Annotated in this window: 13 protein-coding genes and 1 pseudogene; 10 read left to right on the top strand and 4 right to left on the bottom strand. The window is 69.6% G+C overall.

Going from position 1 to position 17342, the window contains the following annotated elements; genetic code table 11:
• Positions 1 to 42: 42 nt before the first annotated feature.
• The 5 genes from O5I81_RS17795 to O5I81_RS17775 all read left to right on the top strand — a co-directional run bounded on the left by O5I81_RS17795 (position 43) and on the right by O5I81_RS17775 (position 4238).
• The gene (locus tag O5I81_RS17795) at positions 43 to 1392 is read left to right on the top strand and encodes a hypothetical protein (protein ID WP_271066200.1); all 1350 of its coding nucleotides are present in this window, start codon (positions 43 to 45) and stop codon (positions 1390 to 1392) included.
• Positions 1393 to 1547: 155 nt separating this feature from the next.
• Positions 1548 to 1733: a hypothetical protein gene (locus O5I81_RS17790; protein ID WP_271066199.1), complete on the top strand. Its 186-nt coding sequence runs from the start codon at positions 1548 to 1550 to the stop codon at positions 1731 to 1733.
• Positions 1733 to 2587, top strand: coding sequence for a DUF1206 domain-containing protein (locus O5I81_RS17785; protein WP_271066198.1), 855 nt, complete (start codon positions 1733 to 1735; stop codon positions 2585 to 2587). The genes O5I81_RS17790 and O5I81_RS17785 overlap by 1 nt, the downstream gene beginning before the upstream one ends.
• 36 nt (positions 2588 to 2623) lie before the next feature.
• A complete protein-coding gene (locus O5I81_RS17780) occupies positions 2624 to 3016 on the top strand; it encodes a globin (protein ID WP_271066197.1) in 393 nt (130 codons plus the stop codon).
• A gap of 241 nt (positions 3017 to 3257) precedes the next feature.
• Entirely contained in the window at positions 3258 to 4238 is a 981-nt protein-coding gene (locus tag O5I81_RS17775; protein ID WP_271066196.1) for a proline iminopeptidase-family hydrolase, read from the top strand.
• 169 nt (positions 4239 to 4407) lie between these two features.
• Here O5I81_RS17775 and O5I81_RS17770 read toward each other — a convergent pair whose 3' ends face one another.
• Positions 4408 to 4635 carry a hypothetical protein gene (locus O5I81_RS17770; RefSeq protein WP_271066195.1) on the bottom strand — a complete coding sequence of 76 codons (228 nt, stop codon included), beginning with the start codon at positions 4633 to 4635 and terminating at the stop codon, positions 4408 to 4410.
• Positions 4635 to 5588 carry an aldo/keto reductase family protein gene (locus O5I81_RS17765; protein ID WP_271066194.1) on the bottom strand — a complete coding sequence of 318 codons (954 nt, stop codon included), beginning with the start codon at positions 5586 to 5588 and terminating at the stop codon, positions 4635 to 4637. The genes O5I81_RS17770 and O5I81_RS17765 overlap by 1 nt, the downstream gene beginning before the upstream one ends.
• A gap of 299 nt (positions 5589 to 5887) precedes the next feature.
• Between O5I81_RS17765 and O5I81_RS17760 the strand changes: the two genes are divergently transcribed.
• Positions 5888 to 6748 (top strand): pirin family protein, encoded by an 861-nt coding sequence (locus O5I81_RS17760; protein ID WP_271066193.1) that lies wholly within the window; start codon positions 5888 to 5890, stop codon positions 6746 to 6748.
• Here O5I81_RS17760 and O5I81_RS17755 read toward each other — a convergent pair.
• Entirely contained in the window at positions 6745 to 10092 is a 3348-nt protein-coding gene (locus tag O5I81_RS17755) for a hypothetical protein (RefSeq protein ID WP_271066192.1), read from the bottom strand. The two genes, O5I81_RS17760 and O5I81_RS17755, sit on opposite strands and share 4 nt — an antisense overlap.
• Positions 10093 to 10262: 170 nt before the next feature.
• Here O5I81_RS17755 and O5I81_RS17750 point away from each other — a divergent pair, with 170 nt between their 5' ends.
• The 4 genes and pseudogenes from O5I81_RS17750 (at position 10263) to O5I81_RS17735 (ending at position 14704) form a co-directional block, all read left to right on the top strand.
• The gene (locus tag O5I81_RS17750; protein ID WP_271066191.1) at positions 10263 to 10952 is read left to right on the top strand and encodes an ABC transporter ATP-binding protein; all 690 of its coding nucleotides are present in this window, start codon (positions 10263 to 10265) and stop codon (positions 10950 to 10952) included.
• A 6-nt stretch (positions 10953 to 10958) separates the two neighbouring features.
• Positions 10959 to 11100, top strand: a pseudogene (locus O5I81_RS17745) (hypothetical protein); the annotation flags it as partial.
• A complete protein-coding gene (locus O5I81_RS17740) occupies positions 11097 to 13637 on the top strand; it encodes an ABC transporter permease (protein WP_271066190.1) in 2541 nt (846 codons plus the stop codon). The pseudogene O5I81_RS17745 and the gene O5I81_RS17740, both read left to right, overlap by 4 nt.
• Complete coding sequence (locus O5I81_RS17735; protein WP_271066189.1) at positions 13637 to 14704, top strand: carotenoid 1,2-hydratase; 1068 nt, start codon at positions 13637 to 13639, stop codon at positions 14702 to 14704. Before O5I81_RS17740 ends, O5I81_RS17735 begins: the two co-directional genes overlap by 1 nt.
• On the opposite strand, the gene O5I81_RS17730 is transcribed toward O5I81_RS17735, so the two are convergent.
• Positions 14701 to 17217: an FG-GAP-like repeat-containing protein gene (locus tag O5I81_RS17730; RefSeq protein WP_271066188.1), complete on the bottom strand. Its 2517-nt coding sequence runs from the start codon at positions 17215 to 17217 to the stop codon at positions 14701 to 14703. The two genes, O5I81_RS17735 and O5I81_RS17730, sit on opposite strands and share 4 nt — an antisense overlap.
• Between the last annotated feature and the right edge of the window lie 125 nt (positions 17218 to 17342).

Raw genomic sequence — 17342 nt, 5'->3', positions numbered from 1 at the left:
ACCCCCAAAATAACAGCCTATCCCCCAGGAGCTCGGGTAGACATGAGTCGCAACCGTTTCGGCGTCGCCGCCGCTGTCGTCTTGGCGATGCTCGCCACCTCCGCCGTCACCGTCGCGGCTCCCAAGAAGGAAAAGGAAGCCGCCGCTGTCCCGGGCGCGATCGCCCAAAAGGACCGTGATCGCGGCATGGCCGAGGCCCCGGCTCTGGCCAAGGCCGCCGGCCTGGCCTGCAACGTCACCGAAGCCCGCTTCATGCTGACGGACAGCAAGACCAAGACCAACTACTTCGAAGTCGCCTGCGACCAGGGCTTCGGCTACCTCGTGGCCCAGGATCCGGCCAAGCCGACCGCCACCCTCTACCCCTGCTTCGACGCCGACAAGAAAGTGAAGCAGGGCGACAAGGAAGTCGACAACCCGCTGAAGTGCCGCCTGGCCGGCAACGCCAACCTGCAGGCCCAGCTGGCCCCCTACCTGGCCAAGGCCGGCAAGAGCTGCACCCCGAGCGGCTACCGCTACATCGGCGCCAGCCCGACCAAGACCTACATCGAGGTCGCCTGCGGCCCCGGCAACGGCTTCGTCGTCGAAACCGCTTCGCCGGCCAACCTGTCGGGCGAAGTCAAGGCCAACAGCTGCATCAGCTTCGACGCCGCCGACACCCGCGCCTGCCAGCTGACCGACCGGGCCAGCCAGCTCGCCGTCGTCGACGCCCTGGTGGTCAGCTCGGGCAAGACCTGCGCCATCAAGGACAAGCGCTACGTCCTCTCGACCGTGGCCGGCTCCAGCTGGTTCGAAGTCTCCTGCCAGGCCGGCGACGGCTACATGCTGGAGCAGCTGGCCGACGGCAAGAACGGCAAGACCGTGGCCTGCGCCGATGCCGACTTCGTCGGCGGCGGCTGCACCATGACCGACGCCCGCGCCGCCAAGACCGAGCAGAACGGCCTCTACACCCGCCTGGCCGGCAAGGTCGGCTTCACCTGCGACGTCGCCCAGTACGGCATCTTCAACGTGCCAAACAAAGAGATCGTCGAGCTGAAGTGCAACGACCGCCCCGACGGCGCCGTCATCGAGTTCAAGGGCGCCGCCAGCGGCGTGGTCTACCCCTGCGCCATCTCCGAGGCGCAAGGCTACCGCTGCTCCTTCACCAAGAAGGACCCCGGCTACGCCCAGATCACCAAGGACATCAAGTCCCTGCGCGACACCAGCACCTGCCAGGTCCGCGAGACCCGTGCGATGGACAAGGCCAGCGACACCGCCGTCTACATCGAAGCCAACTGCGCCGACGGCAACGGCTCCTATGTGCTCGGCTACGCGCGCGGTTCGACCAAGGCGGTCGAGGTCCTGTCCTGCTCTCAGGCCAAGCCCTTCGGCCCCTGCAAGCTGCCCGGCAACTGATGGGCGGGAGCGTCGCTCCCTCCCTGTGAAACAAGGAAGGCCCGCCGGGAAACCGGCGGGCCTTTTTTGTCCCCGTCCGGGGCCAGGCGGCCCGCGCCGGAACCAAGCCCGCGGCCCCGCGCTTGGACAGTCTGCAAAGGCTGGAGGACAATCAGATGGCTGAAGGAAACACGGGCGGCGGCAATTCGGGCCTCGCCTTCGTCGTCGGGGGATTGCTGGTGCTGGTGGTGGTCATCGGCGCCTTCCTGATCTTCGGCGGCGGCCTGACCCAGAAGAAAGAGGTCGACGTCAACATCAAGGCCCCGGACATCCAGGCGCCCAAGCTGCCGAGTGGCGGCTGATGGCGGCCGGCTTCTGGAGCCGGCTTCCCTGGACCCGTCGCAAGCCGTCGAAACCCGCCGTCGCCCTCGAATGGGCAGCGCGGGCCGGCTATGCGGCGCGCGGCTTCGTCTATCTGAGCATCGGCGGCCTGGCCGCTTCCTCGGCGATCGAACTGGCCCGCACTCCGACCGGGGCCAAGGGCGCCATCGCGGCGCTGGCCGAATGGCCGCTGGGTCAGGTCTGGGCCGCCCTCATCGCTATCGGCCTGATCGGCTTCGCCCTCTGGCGGGGCGTGCAGGCGGTGTTCGACGCCGATCGCCAGGGCAGCGATCCCAAGGGCCTGGCCAGCCGCGCCGGCCAGGCGATCAGCGGCCTGGTCTACGGCGCCCTGGCCTGGTCGATCCTCGAGCTGCTCGACGAACTGGAAGACTACGGCGAGGCCGATGAGACCGAGAGCGCCCAGCAAGGCGCGGCCCAGCTGCTCAGCCTGCCGTTCGGCGGCTGGCTGCTGCTGATCGTCGGCGTCTTCGTGCTGGCGGTCGGCGTCGCCGGCGTCGTCCAGGCTTTCCGCACCGATTTTGGCAAGCGCCTGGGCTGCAAGGCCGGAACCAGACGTTGGGCCTGCTGGGTCGGTCGCATCGGCTATGGCATGCGCGGGCTCGCCTTCCTGCCTCTGGGCCTGATCCTGGTCCGGGCCGGCTGGGACGCCCGCGCCAGTGAGGTGCGCAACCTCGGCGGCGCCCTGCAGTCCCTCGAGGCCCAGCCCTTCGGATCGGCGGTGCTGTTCGTGACGGGCCTGGGCCTCGCCGCCTTCGGCCTCTATGCGGTGCTGGAGGCCCTTTGGCGCCGTATCGATCCGCCTGATCCGGTCTAGCTCGCCATCCGGCGCGGACCGGGCCACAGTAGGGTCATGGCCGCCGACCTCATCCGCCAGTCCCTCGAACGCCTGGCCGAACGCCAGGGTGATCCGACCGCCCGGGTCTACGCCCGCCTCTTCGCCGTCCGGCCGGACGCCAAGCCGCTGTTCGTCGGCGACCGCACCGGCGCCGCCCGCGGCGAGATGCTGTCCCAGGCCTTCGCCGCCCTGCTGGACCTTGCCGAAGGCGGCGACCAGGGCGCCCGCCTGATCGCCATCGAACGGATCAATCACGAAGGCCTCGGCGTCGAACCGGCGGTGTTCGCCGACTTCTTCCCGGTCGTGGCGGAGGTGGTGCGCGAGGGTCTGGGCGAGGACTGGACGCCGGATGTTGCGCAAGCCTGGGCCGCGCTGACCGACCGGGCCAGAAGCCTCGCCGGTGGCTAGCGTCCAGTCCGCACAGGACCCGCCCAACCCAGCTCCTCTCCCGCGAGGGAAAGGAAACCATCCCCGCCGCCAAAGGCGGTGGGAAGGAGAGGGTTTACGAACGTCGGAAGGCATGCGGCGGCGCGTGGCGGGCCCCTCCTGATCGCCTGTAAACCCTCTCCTCCCACCCGCTACGCGGGCGGGCCCCTCCCTCTCCCTCGCGGGCGAGGGGTTACGATCTTCCGGCCCCATGGCGGTTCCAATGACCCAGCTTCACACCCGCCGCGCCGCGCTGGCCCTCCTCACCGCCGCCGCACTGCCGCGCGCCGCCCACGCCGCCCCGTCCCCGCTGACCGCCGTCCCGCCCCCGGACCGCGAGCTGATGGTTCCCGTCCCGGGCGGCCGGGTCTACGTCCGCGTCAACGGCGACCTCACCGCCCGTCGCCCGCCGCTGCTGATGATCCACGGCGGCCCCGGCGGCAGCCATGCCGCCAACCTGCAGGCCATCGCCCTCGGCGCCGACCGCGCCGTCGTCCTCTACGACCAGCTCGACTGCGGCCGCTCGGACGCCCCCGGCGATCCCCGAAGTTGGACCGTGCCCCGCTTCGTCGCCGAGATCGATCCCATCCGCCGGGCGCTGAACCTCGACCGCCTGCATGTCCTCGGCCACAGCTGGGGCGGCACGCTGGGGCTGGAGTACGGCGCCCGCCGCCCGCCCGGTCTCGCCAGTCTGATCCTGCAGGGCCCGCTGATCTCGACCCCGGTCTGGCTCGCCGACGCCCGCCGCCTGCGCGCCACCCTGCCGGCCCACGTTCGGGCCGAACTCACCCGATGCGACGTCCTCACCGCTGACAGCCCGGGCTGCGAGGCGGCGACCGACATCTTCTACAACCAGTTCAACGCCATCGAGCGCCGCCCCGCCTGGGCCCAGGCCTATCGGAAGAGCCTGCCCATGGGCTTCAACCCCCGGCTCTACCAGGCGCTCTGGGGCCCCAACGAGTTCCGTTCCAACGGCCAGCTCAAGACCTATGACGGGACCCCGCTGCTGAAGCGCATCACCGCCCCGACCCTGATCCTCAGCGGCCAGTTCGACGCCATCCTGCCGGACACCGCCCGCCGCTTCGCCCGGTTGATCCCGCGCGGCGAGGCCCAGGTCATCTCCGGCGCCGCCCACGCCATCCAGAACGACCAGCCGGGCCGCTGGCTGACGGCGGTGGACGGCTGGCTGAGGCGGTTCGACTAGACCCGCGCAGTTCCGCCCCCTCAGGGGGCGGGGGACCGCGCGCGAATACGCGCGTGGTGGTGGGGGGTCACCGTCGGCGAAGGTTGGCGTCAGCTCACAGGTGCCGACGGTTGACCCCCTCACCCCGCTTCGCGGGGAGCTCCCCCTGAGGGGGAGCGACCGCGATTGATCAATAGGCGTACCAGTCCACCGGGCACTCGACCGAGCCCTTGATCATCGTCCCCTCGGCGAACCGCTTCTTCGCATGGCCTGTCGCACAGACCGGCGAGCACAGCAGGCCCCGGTCCGACCAGTAGGCCGGCCCCTCCTGCCGCTCGCCGTGATAGAAGACCCAGCCCGGCGCCCCATAGGCCAGGCGACATTCGATGCAGACGGGTTTCGGTGTCCGGGCCAGCATCAGCGGGCCGCCTCACGGGCCGCGGCGGCGATCTTCTCGGCCTCCGCGAACAGGGCCGGATCGACTTTCGCCTCGACGGCCTTGGCGTTGTCGTCCAGCTGCGAGGGCCGGCTGGCTCCGACGATGCAGGAGGCGACGTTCGGCTCGCGCAGCACCCAGGCCAGGGCGAACTGCGCCAGGGTCAGGCCGGCCTCGGCGGCCAGCGGCTTCATCGCCTGCGCCGCCATCAGGACGGGTTTCTCCATCCAGCGGCTGATCGCCCCGCTCATGCTGTCGCTCGCCGCCCGGCTGTCGGCCGGGGGCGGGGAGTCGGGGTCGTATTTTCCGGTCAGCACCCCCTGGGCCAGCGGCGACCAGACGATCTGGCTGATGCCGTTGGCGGCGCACAGCGGGATGACCTCCTTCTCCGGCCGCCGCCACAGCAGGCTGTACTGCGGCTGGCTGGAGACGAACTTCTCGACGCCCGGGATGGCCAGCGCATCGCGGATATTGTCCGGCGACCATTCCGAAAACCCGATCCACCGCGCCTTGCCGGCCTTCACCACCTCGCTCAGCGCCTGCATGGTCTCCTCCAGCGGCGTCGCCGGATCGTACCGGTGGCACTGGTAGAGATCGACATAGTCGGTCCGAAGACGCTTGAGGGAGGCGTCGATCTGCTTGTGCACCTGCGCGGCCGACAGCCCCTGGTCGCCGCCGCCCATGTCGCCCCACAGCTTGGTGGCCAGGATGTAGCTGTCGCGTGGCACGCCGGCCAGCGCCTCGCCCGTCACCGTCTCGGCCGCCCCGCGCCCATAGACGTTGGCCGTGTCATGGAAGGTGATCCCCAGGTCCAGCGCATGCCGGATGTTGGCGATAGCGGTATCCTTCTCCACCCCGACCCCGGCCGTCAGCCACGAGCCGAGCGAAATCTCGGAAACCATCAGGTCGCTCGACCCAAGCTGGCGGTACTTCATGCGCGTTCTCCCTTTGGCGTCAGGGTAGGCCCGCTCAGTCCCCTAAAACAACCCGCTTGAGGGCGCGGCCCGCAAAGTTAAACTCTCCCCCCGCGTCGCGGGGGGAGGACCGCTTTGGAGCGTGAGCGACAAAGCAGGAGGGGGGCTCCCCTGTGGCAGAAGGAACCTCCAACCGCCGGTGGGGCCCGCCTCCTGATTTCTCGCCAAGGCTCGAAATCTGTCCTCCTCCCGCTTCGCGGGGGGAGAGTTTGAGAGGGCGCACCCTTGCCGAACGGTCCGCGCGCGACGAAGTAGACTCCATGCCCCACAAGATCGTCCTCGCCCTGCACCCCGCCCGCCGCGACGACATCGCCGATCTCGTCACTCGCCGCCCGCTGCCGGGTCCCGGCCTCGAGCAGGTCGACCCCTTCCTGTTCCTCAACCACCACGGCCCGCAGACCTATCCGCCGAACAATCGCGGCCTGCCCTTCGGCCCCCACCCGCACCGCGGCTTCGAGACCGTCAGCTTCATCCTGGCCGGCGAGATGGCCCACCTCGACAGCGGCGGCCATGAGAGCGTCATCCGGGCCGGCGGGGTGCAGTGGATGACCGCCGGCTCCGGCCTGGTCCATGCCGAAATCTCCCCGGCCGCCTTCAAGCAACAGGGCGGCGCCCTCGAAATCCTCCAGCTCTGGGTCAACCTGCCCCCGGCCCTGAAGATGACCGCGCCCCGCTACATCGGCCTGCAGGCGCAGGACATCCCCGTCCACGAGACCGACGACGGCCGCGCCCGCCTGCACCTCATCTCCGGACAATATGGCGACACGGTCGGGCCCATCGACAGCCTGACCGGCGTCTTCATGTCGACACTCGACCTGAAAGGCGGCGGCCGCATCCACTTCGACGGCCTCGCCGGCCGCAACGTCTTCCTCTACGTGGTCGACGGCGCCGTCCACATCGAGGGCCGCGACATCCCGCGCTGGACCCTGGTCACCCTCGACCTCGCCGGCGACCACCTGGAAATCGAGGCCGCCCCCGAGGCCCGCCTCGCCTTCGGCCACGCCGACCCCATCGGCGCCCCGGTTGTCGCCCACGGGCCATTCGTCATGAACACCATACCCGAGATTCAAAAGGCCATCGCCGACTACAACGCTGGCAAGTTCGGCAACGTGAGGCTCTAGGCGGGTCGGCAGACCAGCCGCACCTGCTGGTCCTTCTTGAGGTCCACGGTCAACGCCGCCCCTTCGCGCGCCTGGCCCGCCACCTCCCAGTGGTCGAACACCCAGCCCGTGCTGGCCTTGGCCTTCATCTCGACCGTCGCTCCGCGGCTGTAGATGCGGTGAAAGTCGCCGGCCCCGTCGCGTCGGCCGCCGAGATCCTCGCTGCTCAACATCACCTCGGCGTCGGGATCGCTGCTCCTCAGGTCCAGCACGATCTGGTCGGCCCGCGCCGCCGCCCGCTCAATCTGGACGCTGAACACCAGCCGGGCGATCCTTGGCGGCGTCGCGCCGTCGGGCAGGTCGCTGTAGGCGAACTCCAGGGAGAGGTCCGACCACAGAGGCGGCAGGGCGAATTTCTGGCGGATGTCCACGTCCGTCGATTTCAGCAACATGTTGAGCAGGTCCAGGGACGACAGGCTGGGCGTGGTCGGCGTCAGCTTCTTGCCCGAGAACCCGTAAGTCCAAGTCCACACTATCGGCGCATCCCGCCGAACTCCGAACAGATGCTGGTTCATCCGCACGATGCCCGCGGCGCCCGCTGTCAGGGTGAGGATGGCGTTGCCCGAGCGGGGCTGGCCCTCCTCGAACACGATCTCGTCCAGCACCACCTTTGACAGCAGGTCGCGGTGATAGCGCGGCAGAAGCAGGTTGCGCCGCACCGGATCGATATCCACCGGCTTCTGATCGTTTAGCAGATTAAGCTCGGCCAGGTGGTCGGGACCGAGCGTCAGCTCCATGGTCATGCTCTGGGTCTGCAACAACCCGTCGGCCAGCAGCCGGTCGCGCAGGGTCTTCAGATTGGCTTCGAAGATCGGAGCCAGCGCCTTGGCCTCGGCCAGCACCGTCTGGACGTCTTTGTCCTTGTTCTGGTTCAGCAGCGCCTCGATCTTGTCGAACACCTGGCCCATCGCCCAGTTGACCTCGGCCGGCTTGAAGGCGGTGGTCTCATAGGCCCGCACCAGCAGGTAGAGATTGGCCGTCAGGGCGGTGCGCGCACGCTGGTCAAGGTCGGCGATGGCCTGCAGCGCCGCCGGGTCCAGGCTGGCCAGAGCCGCGCCCCGCTGACCGCCCAGGGTGACCACGGCCGAGGCGTTGGTTGTCACCCGGGCGTACCCCTCGCCCAGTTTCTGTATCGTCGAAGTCAGTTCGGCGAAGAAGGTCGCCTTCTTCTCGATCAGGGCCTTCAGGTCCTCGCTGATCTCCTCCCATTCGGGGCTGGTCGCCTTCAGCTTCTCCAGCTCCGCGTCGATCTCGCTGCGCGACACCTGCAGCGATCCCAGGGCCTTGGAAACCATGCCGATGGCCGGACCGACCCCGGCGCCGGCTTTGGCCAGCATCGAGGGCTTCTTGTCGCGGATGGCGGCGATCTCCTCGTCGGTCTTGCCCTCTTCCTTCGCCTCCTTGACCGCGGCCTTGACCGCCTTTTCGGCCGCGCTCTTGGCCTCCTTGGCCGCCGTCAGGGAGCTGGTCAGGCTGTCACCCGCCCTCTTGATCGAGTCGGCCGGATCCTTGTCGTTGAAGTCCGCGGCCACGGTGGCCAGGTTACCCAGCGCGCCCAGCGCTGGCTGACCGACCGGGATCACCTGCAACAGGGCCGCCCCCATGTTGATCGCCGCCTTGATGTGAGCCTTCCTTGTGGCCGTGGCTGAGGCCTGGTTGGTCAGTTTGGTGTTCAGCTCCAGAAGCTTGACCGTGGTCTTGTCCAGGCTGTCGGAGACCGATTTCATAGACGCCTCCAGCCCGGTCAGCGCCTCCCGAGACTTGTCCATCTCGGCCGCCACCTTCGCCGAGTTGGCGGTCAGCACGCCGATCGCTTCGTCACAGGCGGCCGCGGCATTGGCCTGGGACTTTGCTTTCGAAGACACCCAGCGCGCCAGTAACAGGGTGCGCAGCGCCGATTCCGCTTCCAGGTCATAGGCCCGCATCGAGCCCTGCAGCGACAGCAACGGCGCCCAACCTGCGGGGTTGCCGAAATAGTCCTCCTTGCGAGTCAGCCGGTTCCTCAGGGTGGCGATCTCGGCCGCTCCGGCCGCCCACTCCGGCGCCACGTCGGGTGTCCATTCGGCCGAGGGGTGCTGATCGGGAACGCCCTCCAGCAGCGCTTCCTCATAGGCCTCCAGAAGGGCGCCAGTCCGCTCCAGGTCGCCGGACAGATAGAGGTCGCGGATGAACATCCGCATGTGACGCAGCAGCTGGGGGTGGAGCCAGGCATGGGACCAGGGCGGAAACACCGGGCGCGGCGCCGCGCCGGTCGTCTTGGCCGCGCTCTTGGCGCTATGGCTGACCCCGTCGGTGGTCGTGGTGGTCGCGCGCGAGGTGTACTCGACGCTGCCGTTGTCCGATCCGGTCACGTCGTAATACCAGACCATCTCGTACTTGCCGGACTTGGTCGGCGATCCGCCCCTGCCGCCGCGCACGTCCCGCGCCTCCCGGCCGGCGCGTCCCGGCTCGCCGATATAGCAGTTCAGCAGGTCGGCCTGGTTGGTGGTCAGCAGCCCGGCGTCCCCCGCATTGCCCGGGAGCCCGGGCGGCACCGCGTCTGTTCCGGAGGTCGGAGGCGAGGTCTGACCCTCCTGGTCGCTTGCCGCTGAGATCTTCGACAGCACATGGATATCGGCCTTGTAGTAATAGGCAGGCGGATCAAATTTCGGCTTGAACGTCGTCGTGCCGAACGGCCATTCGCGATACGAGTACTCGGCGCCGTACCAGACTCTGCGCGACACGCCGTCTTCGCCGTTCTTGCCCTCGCCGGCGTCCTGGCCGCGGCCGCCATTGGCCATCAGGCGGTTGGGTTCCACGGCCAGCCGCTTCAGGGCGCCGGGCTGACCCTGCCAGACCCGCTTGCACATCACCGTCAGCGACCCGGCGTTGCGGCCGTGGGCGCCGCTCTCGCCGTCGCCGCCGGTCTCGGACGCGTCCCGCGCCTTGTTCGAACGCCAGTCCAGCGGCGAGGTGTCGATGAACGCTCCCGGACCGAAGACGATCTCGCGGGCGAAGAGCTTCACGTCGGCCTGGGGCACACACAAGGGGCTATTGAGGTAGAGGGTGTCGCACAGGATGGTCAGGCTGCGCACGTCCGGCGGCGGCGTGTTGCGCTCGATCTTCTGGCTGGCCCGATCGGTGTGCAGCGCTTTGTGAAGCCGCTCGCCGGCCTGGAGGGTCACGGTGACGCCGAGGATGCGGTGATCGGCCGGGGCGTCGGACCGCAACCGGTTGATCGAATGCTCCAGATAGTGCGCTTCGGCCCGAGCGTCGGGCATGCTGGCGACAAATTCCAGTTGGTCTTCCAGGCGCGGCGCAGCCATGATCGAAGCCTCCCCAAGGTCGGACATTTCTCGGCAAAATTGCGAACGACATAACGCCCGTCAAGGAATAGCTAAACCCAGTTTGAGGAATCTGGAACTTCGCCGCGGAAAATATCGGGCCGCGGTCGGTCCGCCTTCCCCTCACAGCAACAGCCGCTAGAGTCGGGTTGATGATCGTCTTCCCGTCCTCCTCGCCCATGCTCGCCCTGCACGGCCTGACCAAGTCCCTGCCCGGCGGCCGGGTCCTGTTCTCTGGCCTCGATCTCGCCGTCGCCCCCGGTGAGTTCGTCGCCGTCATGGGTGAGAGCGGCGTCGGCAAGTCCACCCTGCTCAACCTGATCGCCGGCCTCGACCGCGCCGACCGGGGCGAGATCGTCATCGGCGGCCAGTCGCTGTCGGGCCTCGACGACGACGGCGCCACCCTGCTGCGCCGCGACCGCATCGGCTTTGTGTTCCAGGCCTTCCATGTGCTGCCGCACCTGACCCTGGCCCGCAACGTCGCCCTGCCGCTGGTCCTGGCTCACACCCCGCCGGATGCGGCCCTGGCGAAGGCCACCGCCCTGCTCGACGCTGTCGGCCTGCAGGGCAGGGGCGGCGACTACCCCCGCCAGCTGTCGGGCGGAGAGCTGCAGCGGGTGGCCATCGCCCGCGCCCTGGTCCACCGACCGGCCCTCATCCTGGCCGACGAGCCGACCGGCAATCTCGATCCGGAAACCTCCGGCCGGATCATGGACCTGCTGGCCGGCCAGGCCCGCGAGGCCGGCGCCGCCCTGCTGATCGTCACCCACTCGGAGAAGGTGGGCGCCGCCGCCGACCGCTGGCTGACCCTGACCCGTCAGGGATTGGTCGCTCATGTCTAACCCCGTCATCCCGGCCGGAGCGCAGCGGAGAGCCGGGACCCAGGGGCCGCGCGCACAGTTGGTCGCCGCCGCCCACATAACGCTCCGTCACCCCCTGGGTCCCGGATCGTCCCTTCGGGCCGTCCGGGATGACAGGGGGGAGGGGTGAATCTCAGCCTGACAGCCCTCCGCTGGCTGATCCTCGGTGAGTGGCGCAGCCAGCCGGTGCGGGTGGTCACCGCCGCCGTGGCCATCGCCGTGGGCGTGGCGCTGGGCTTCGCCGTCCACCTGATCAACGCCTCGGCCCTGACCGAATTCTCCAGGGCGATCAGCACGGTCAACGGCGACGCCGACTTGCAGGTCCAGTCGGTGGCGCCGGCCGGCTTCGACGAGGCCCTCTACCCCAGGCTGGCCCGCGCCCCCGGCATCGCCCTGGCCAGCCCGGTTATCAAGCTGACCGGCGTCGTCCCGGGCCAGCAGGAACCCCTGACCCTGATCGGCCTCGACATCTTCCGCGCCGCCGCCGTCACCCCCAACTTGCTGGGCCGGCCAGCTGGCGCGGGGGAGGGCGGCTTCGGCGGGGCCGGGGCGGTGTTCGACGAAAGCTCGGCGTTCGTCTCCCCGGCCCTGATGGAGGGCCGCAAGCCTGGCGACGTCATCACCATCGCCGCCGGCGGCCGCACCGTGCCGCTGACCATCGCCGGCCCGCTGCCGGCCGTCGGCGAGGGCCGCCGGATCGTGGTCATGGACATCGCCGCCGCCCAGTGGCGCTTCGGCCAGATCGGCAAGCTGCAGCGCGTCGATCTCAAGCTCAAACAGGGCGCCGACCCCGCCGCCACCCGCTCGGCCCTGACCCGGCTGCTGCCGCCCGAGGCCGAGATCGTCACCCAGGAGAGCCAGGAGCGGCGCAGCGACAGCCTCTCCCGCGCCTACCGGGTCAATCTCAACATGCTGGCCCTGATGGCCCTGCTGACCGGCGCCTTCCTGGTCTTCTCGGCCCAGTCCCTGTCGGTCGCCCGCCGCCGCGCCCAGTTCGCCCTGTTGCGGGTGCTCGGCGTCAACCGCCGGGCCCTGCTGGTCCAGGTGCTGGCCGAGGGCGGCATTGTCGGCGCGGTCGGCTCGGCCATGGGGCTGGGTCTCGGCCTGCTGCTGGCCGGCGCCGCCCTGCGCCTGCTGGGCGGCGACCTGGGCAGCGGCTTCTTCGAGGGCGCCCGCCCGACCCTGATCTTCGCCCCCGTCGCGGCCGGGGTCTTCTTCGTCCTCGGCCTGGCCTGCGCCCTGGTCGGCAGCCTGATTCCGGCCCGCGAGGCCGCCAACGCCCAGCCGGCCGTGGCTCTCAAGAACGTCGGCGACGCCATCGACCCCTCGGCCAAGCCGGGCTTCCGCCTCGCTCTCATCCTGCTCGGCCTCGGCGCCGCCTGCGCCTTCGCCCCGGCCGTCTACGGCCTGCCCCTGCTGGGCTACGTTTCCATGGCCCTGCTGCTGGCCGGTGGGGTCGCCGCCATGCCCTGGCTGGCCAGGCTGCTGCTGTCGCCGCTGGAAGCCCGGGCCCTCAAGAGCCCCGTCGCCGAACTGGCCGTCCGCCGCCTCTGGGGCGCCCCGTCACAGGCCGCCGTCGCCCTCTGCGGCATCGTCGCCTCGACCTCGCTGATGATCGCCATGGCGGTCATGGTCTCCAGCTTCCGCGGCTCGGTCGACGACTGGCTGGGCCAGGTGCTGCCCGACGACCTCTACATCCGCTTCGCCGGCCCCTCGGAGGTCGGCGGCCTCGACCCCGCCGGCCAGGCCAGGGTCGCCGCCGCCCCCGGCGTCGCCGCCGTCCACTTCACCCGCGCCACGCCCCTGCGCCTGTCCACCGACGCCCCGCCGGTCGCCCTGGTCGCCCAGCCGATCAGCCGCGACAACCCCGGCGCTCGCGTGCCCCTGATCGGAACCTCGCGGCCCGCGCCGGCCGGCCTGACGCCGATCTGGGTCAGCGAACCGGCCGCCTGGCTCAACCATCTCAAGGTCGGCCAGACCCTCGAACTGCCTCTGAAAGGCCGGCCTCAGGTCTTCGTCGCCGGCCTCTGGCGCGATTACGCCCGCCAGAACGGGGCCGTGGTCCTGACCAGCGAGGACTACAGCCGCCTGACCGGCGATTCCCTGCGCGGCGAGGCCTCGATCGAGCTGAAGCCTGGCGCCAGGGTGGAAGAGGTCTCCGCCGCTGTCCGCGCCGCCCTGCCGCCCGACGTCGCCGCCCGTACCGAGATGCTGCGCCCGGGCCAGATCCGCGCCATCGCCCTTGGTCTCTTCGACCGCAGCTTCGCCATCACCTATGTGCTGGAGTTCGTCGCCATCCTCGTCGGCCTGGCCGGCGTCGCCGCCACCGTCTCGGCCCAGACCCTGGCCCGCACCAAGGAGTTCGGCATGCTGCGCCACCTGGGCGTCCGCAAACGCCAGATCACCGCCATGCTCGCCATCGAGGGCGCCCTGCTCGGCACGGTCGGGGTCGCCGCCGGCCTGACGCTCGGCCTGATCATGAGCCAGGTGCTGATCCATGTGGTCAATCCGCAGTCCTTCCACTGGACCATGGAGACCCGCCTGCCCTGGGGCCTGTTCGCCATTGTGACCGTGACCCTGATCGCCGCCTCGGCCGGGGCCGCCCTGCTGGCCGGCCGCCGGGCCCTGTCGATGGACGCCGTCCGCGCCGTGCGGGAGGACTGGTGATGCGCCCCCTGATCGCCGCCCTCGTCGCCTTGCTTCTGATCGCCGCCGACACCGGCCGCGTCGCCCCGGTCTACGCCCCTGTCACCCCGGCCGAGACCATCGCCTTCCCGCGCGACCACGGCAGCCACCCGGCGTTCCGCACCGAGTGGTGGTACGTCACCGGCTGGCTGGAGACGGCTGCCGGCCCCCTCGGCTTCCAGGTCACCTTCTTCCGCACCCGCCCCGACGTCGACCAGGCCAACCCCAGCGCCTTCGCCGCCAAGCAGGTTCTGTTCGCCCACGCCGCCCTGTCGGACCCGAAGGCGGGCAAGCTGCTGCACAGCCAGCGCGTCGCCCGCGCCGGCTTCGGCCTGGCCGAGGCGTCCGAGACCGACGCCAATCTGGTGATCGACGACTGGTCACTGCGCCGCGGCCCCGACAACCGCTGGCGAACCAAAGCCGGCGGGTCGGACTTCGATCTGGACCTGACCTTCGCCCCGACCCAGCCGCCCATCCTGCAGGGCGTGGGCGGCTTCAGCCGCAAGGGTCCGGGCCCTGCGGAGGCCAGCCACTACTACAGCCTGCCGCATCTGGCGGTGACGGGGTCGATCCTGCGGGACGGCAAGCGGGTGAAGGTCACCGGCGAGGCCTGGCTCGACCGCGAATGGTCCTCGACCCTGCTGAACCCGGCGGCGGTCGGCTGGGACTGGGCCGGCCTCAATCTGAAGGACGGCGGCGCCCTGACCGCCTTCCAGGTCCGCGACGCGGCCGGCAAGCCCCTCTGGACCGGCGGCTCCTACCGCAGTCCCACCGGCCAGCTGACCGTATTCCGGCCCGGCGAACTGACGTTCGAGGCCCGCCGCCGCTGGCGTTCACCCCGCACCAAGGCCCTCTATCCGGTCGAACAGGTCATCACCGCTCCGCTGCCCGGCGGCCGCAAGACCATCGTGCTGAAGCCCCTGTTCGACGACCAGGAACTGGACAGCCGGGCCGGCGGCGGCCCGGTCTACTGGGAAGGCGCGGTCAGTTCGGAGGACGCGCGCGGCTACCTCGAACTGACCGGCTATTTTGGCAAGCTGACCCTTTAGAGCAGCCAGTTCCCGCTCTCGGTGGTGACGTCGCCGTTGATCTTGACCTGATAGTCGGCCTTGCCGTCGCCGTTGATGTCGAGGCGGACGGTGGTGATGCCGCCGGCGAAGGTCAGGGTCATTTCGCCAGCGTGCTTGCCGAAGGCGCCGACGACGTCGAGCGTGCCGCTGTAGGCGCCCGAGAAGTCCAGGATGTCGCCCTCGGCGGCGCTGAAGTCGTAGATCTGGTCGGTTTCCAGAACGCTGCCGAAGGCATGGGCGACGACGAAACTATCTGCTCCGGTGCCGCCGCGCAGCAGGTCGTTGCCCAGTCCGCCGATGATGACGTCATCGCCGTCGTTGCCGTTCATCGTATCGACCCCGGCCAGGCCCGACAGCACGTTGGCCCCGCTGTTGCCCTGCAGGTTGTTGGCCTCGCTGTTGCCGGCGCCGTCGATGTCGGCGGAGCCCTGCAGCTCCAGCCCTTCCAGGTTGGCGCCCAGCACCCAGCCGTCGAGGGCGGTGCGGACGATGTCGTAGCCCTGGCCGGCGCTTTCGATGGTCTGATCGCCGGCGTTGTCGACGATGTAGACGTCGTTGTCCGTGCCGCCCGACATGATGTCGGCGCCCAGGCCGCCGTCGAGGTAGTCGTTGCCGGCCCCGCCGTTCAGGGTATCGACGTCGTCCTCGCCGGCCATGCGGTCGTTGCCGGTGCCGCCGTTCAGTTGGTCGGCGCCTGTGCCGCCGAACAGCTTGTCGGCTCCGTCGCCGCCGTTCAGCGTATCCGTGCCATCGTCGCCGTAGAGGATGTCGCTGCCGGCGTCGCCGCCGAGGATGTCGTTGTTGGCGCCGCCGAAGATCTGGTCGTTGGCGTCGCCGCCGTTCAGGACGTCATCGCCGCCCAGCCCGCGCAGGATGTCCTTGCCGGCCCCGCCGTCGGCGCTGTCGGCGCCCGCCGTTCCGCTGAGGTTGTCCTCGCCGGGGGTGCCGACGAAGGGGGTGGCCCCCTGCTGCCCGAAGATGACGTAGGCCGCGCCGGCGGTGCTGTTGCCGCCCGGGTCGGCGTAGCCGGCGCTGATGATCAGGTCGATCAGGCCGTCGCCGTTGATGTCGGCGGCGGAGACATCGCCCCCGAAGTTGTCGCCGGCCGCTTCGCCGTTGATCCGCACGCCGGTGGCTGTGGTCAGGCTGCCCAGGCTGACGGTGGCCGCGAAGGGGGTGTTGCGGCCGAACAGCACGTAGGCGGCGCCGGAATACTGGCCGTTGGGTTCCGCGCGGTAGGCGCTAATCAGCAGGTCGTCGATGCCGTCGCCGTTGATGTCGCCCGCTCCGGCCACCGAGCGGCCCGAGTAGTCGCCGGCCTGACCGTCGATGCGGAAGCCGTTGGTCCCGTTCAGCGACGACAGGTTGAAGTCGGCCGCAAAGGCGCCGCTGACGCTGGTGTCCTTGCCGAACACCACATAGGTGGATCCGGAGTAGTTCCCGCCGTTGTCGGCGGCGTAGGCGCCGACGACGAAGTCATCGATGCCGTCGCCGTTGACGTCGCCCGCCGCGGCCACCGTGATGCCGGCGCGATCGCCGGTCGCAACGCCGTTCAGCTGGAAGCCATTGGCGCCGTTGAGCGTGCTGAGATTGAAGATGGAGGAGAAATTACCGCTGACCGCGGTGTTCTTGCCGAAGACCACATAGGCGCCGCCGGTCCCGCTGGCCTGGCCAAGCATACCGACCACCAGGTCGTCGATGCCGTCGTTGTTGATGTCCCCGGCCGAGGCGACCGAGAAGCCGGCATAGCTGTAGGCGCTCTCGCCATCGATGCGGAAGCCGTTGGTTCCGTTCAGGCTGCTGAGCTCGAAGTTGGCGGCAAACGGGGTGCTCGTGCCGAACACGATGTAGGTCGAGCCGGACCGCTGGCCGCTGTGGCTGATGCGATAGGCGCCGATCGCGATATCGTCGAAGCCATCGCCGTTGATGTCGCCGACCGATGCCACCGGGGCGCCGGCCTGGTCGCCGAGGGCGATGCCGTTCAGTTGGAAACCGGTCGAGCCATTGAGGGCGCCGAGCTCGACGTTGGCCGCGAAATTGCCGCTGACGGCCGTGTTCTTGCCGAACAGCACCCAGGCCGCGCCCGCGTTCTGGCCGTTGATCGACGCGCCGAAGCCGCCGATGATCAGGTCGTCGATACCATCGCCGTTGACGTCGCCCGCCGCCGAGACCGAGGCGGCGGTGGTGCCGCCGGCCGTAAGGCTCAAGGCTTCACCGTTGATCTGGAAGCCGTTGGCGCCATTGAGCGTCGAGAGGTTCAGTTCGGCCGGAAAACCGGACAGTCGGCCAAACACGACATAGGCGCCGCCCGAGTTGCTGCCGTTCGGATCGATACCGGCCGCGCTGACGATGAAGTCCTGAATGCCGTCGCCGTTGATGTCGCCGGCCGCAGCGACTGTCCTGCCGACATAGTCGTTGGCGGCCTCGCCGCTGATCTGAAAACCCGTGGTTCCATCCAGGGCGGATACTTCGACAACGGCGGCGAAAGGCATGGAGACTCCAGGACGGGCGCGGGGGCCCGTGCCCCAACATGGGTAGGGAAACTAGCGGCGTTATCCGCCGAGCCAAGTGCACATTTTGGGTTTTTGGTCGGGAACCCGACAAACCACTGTCAAGC

This window comes from Caulobacter sp. NIBR1757, assembly GCF_027912495.1.
Lineage (GTDB): Bacteria > Pseudomonadota > Alphaproteobacteria > Caulobacterales > Caulobacteraceae > Caulobacter.
This window is presented reverse-complemented; position numbering and strand designations above follow the sequence as displayed.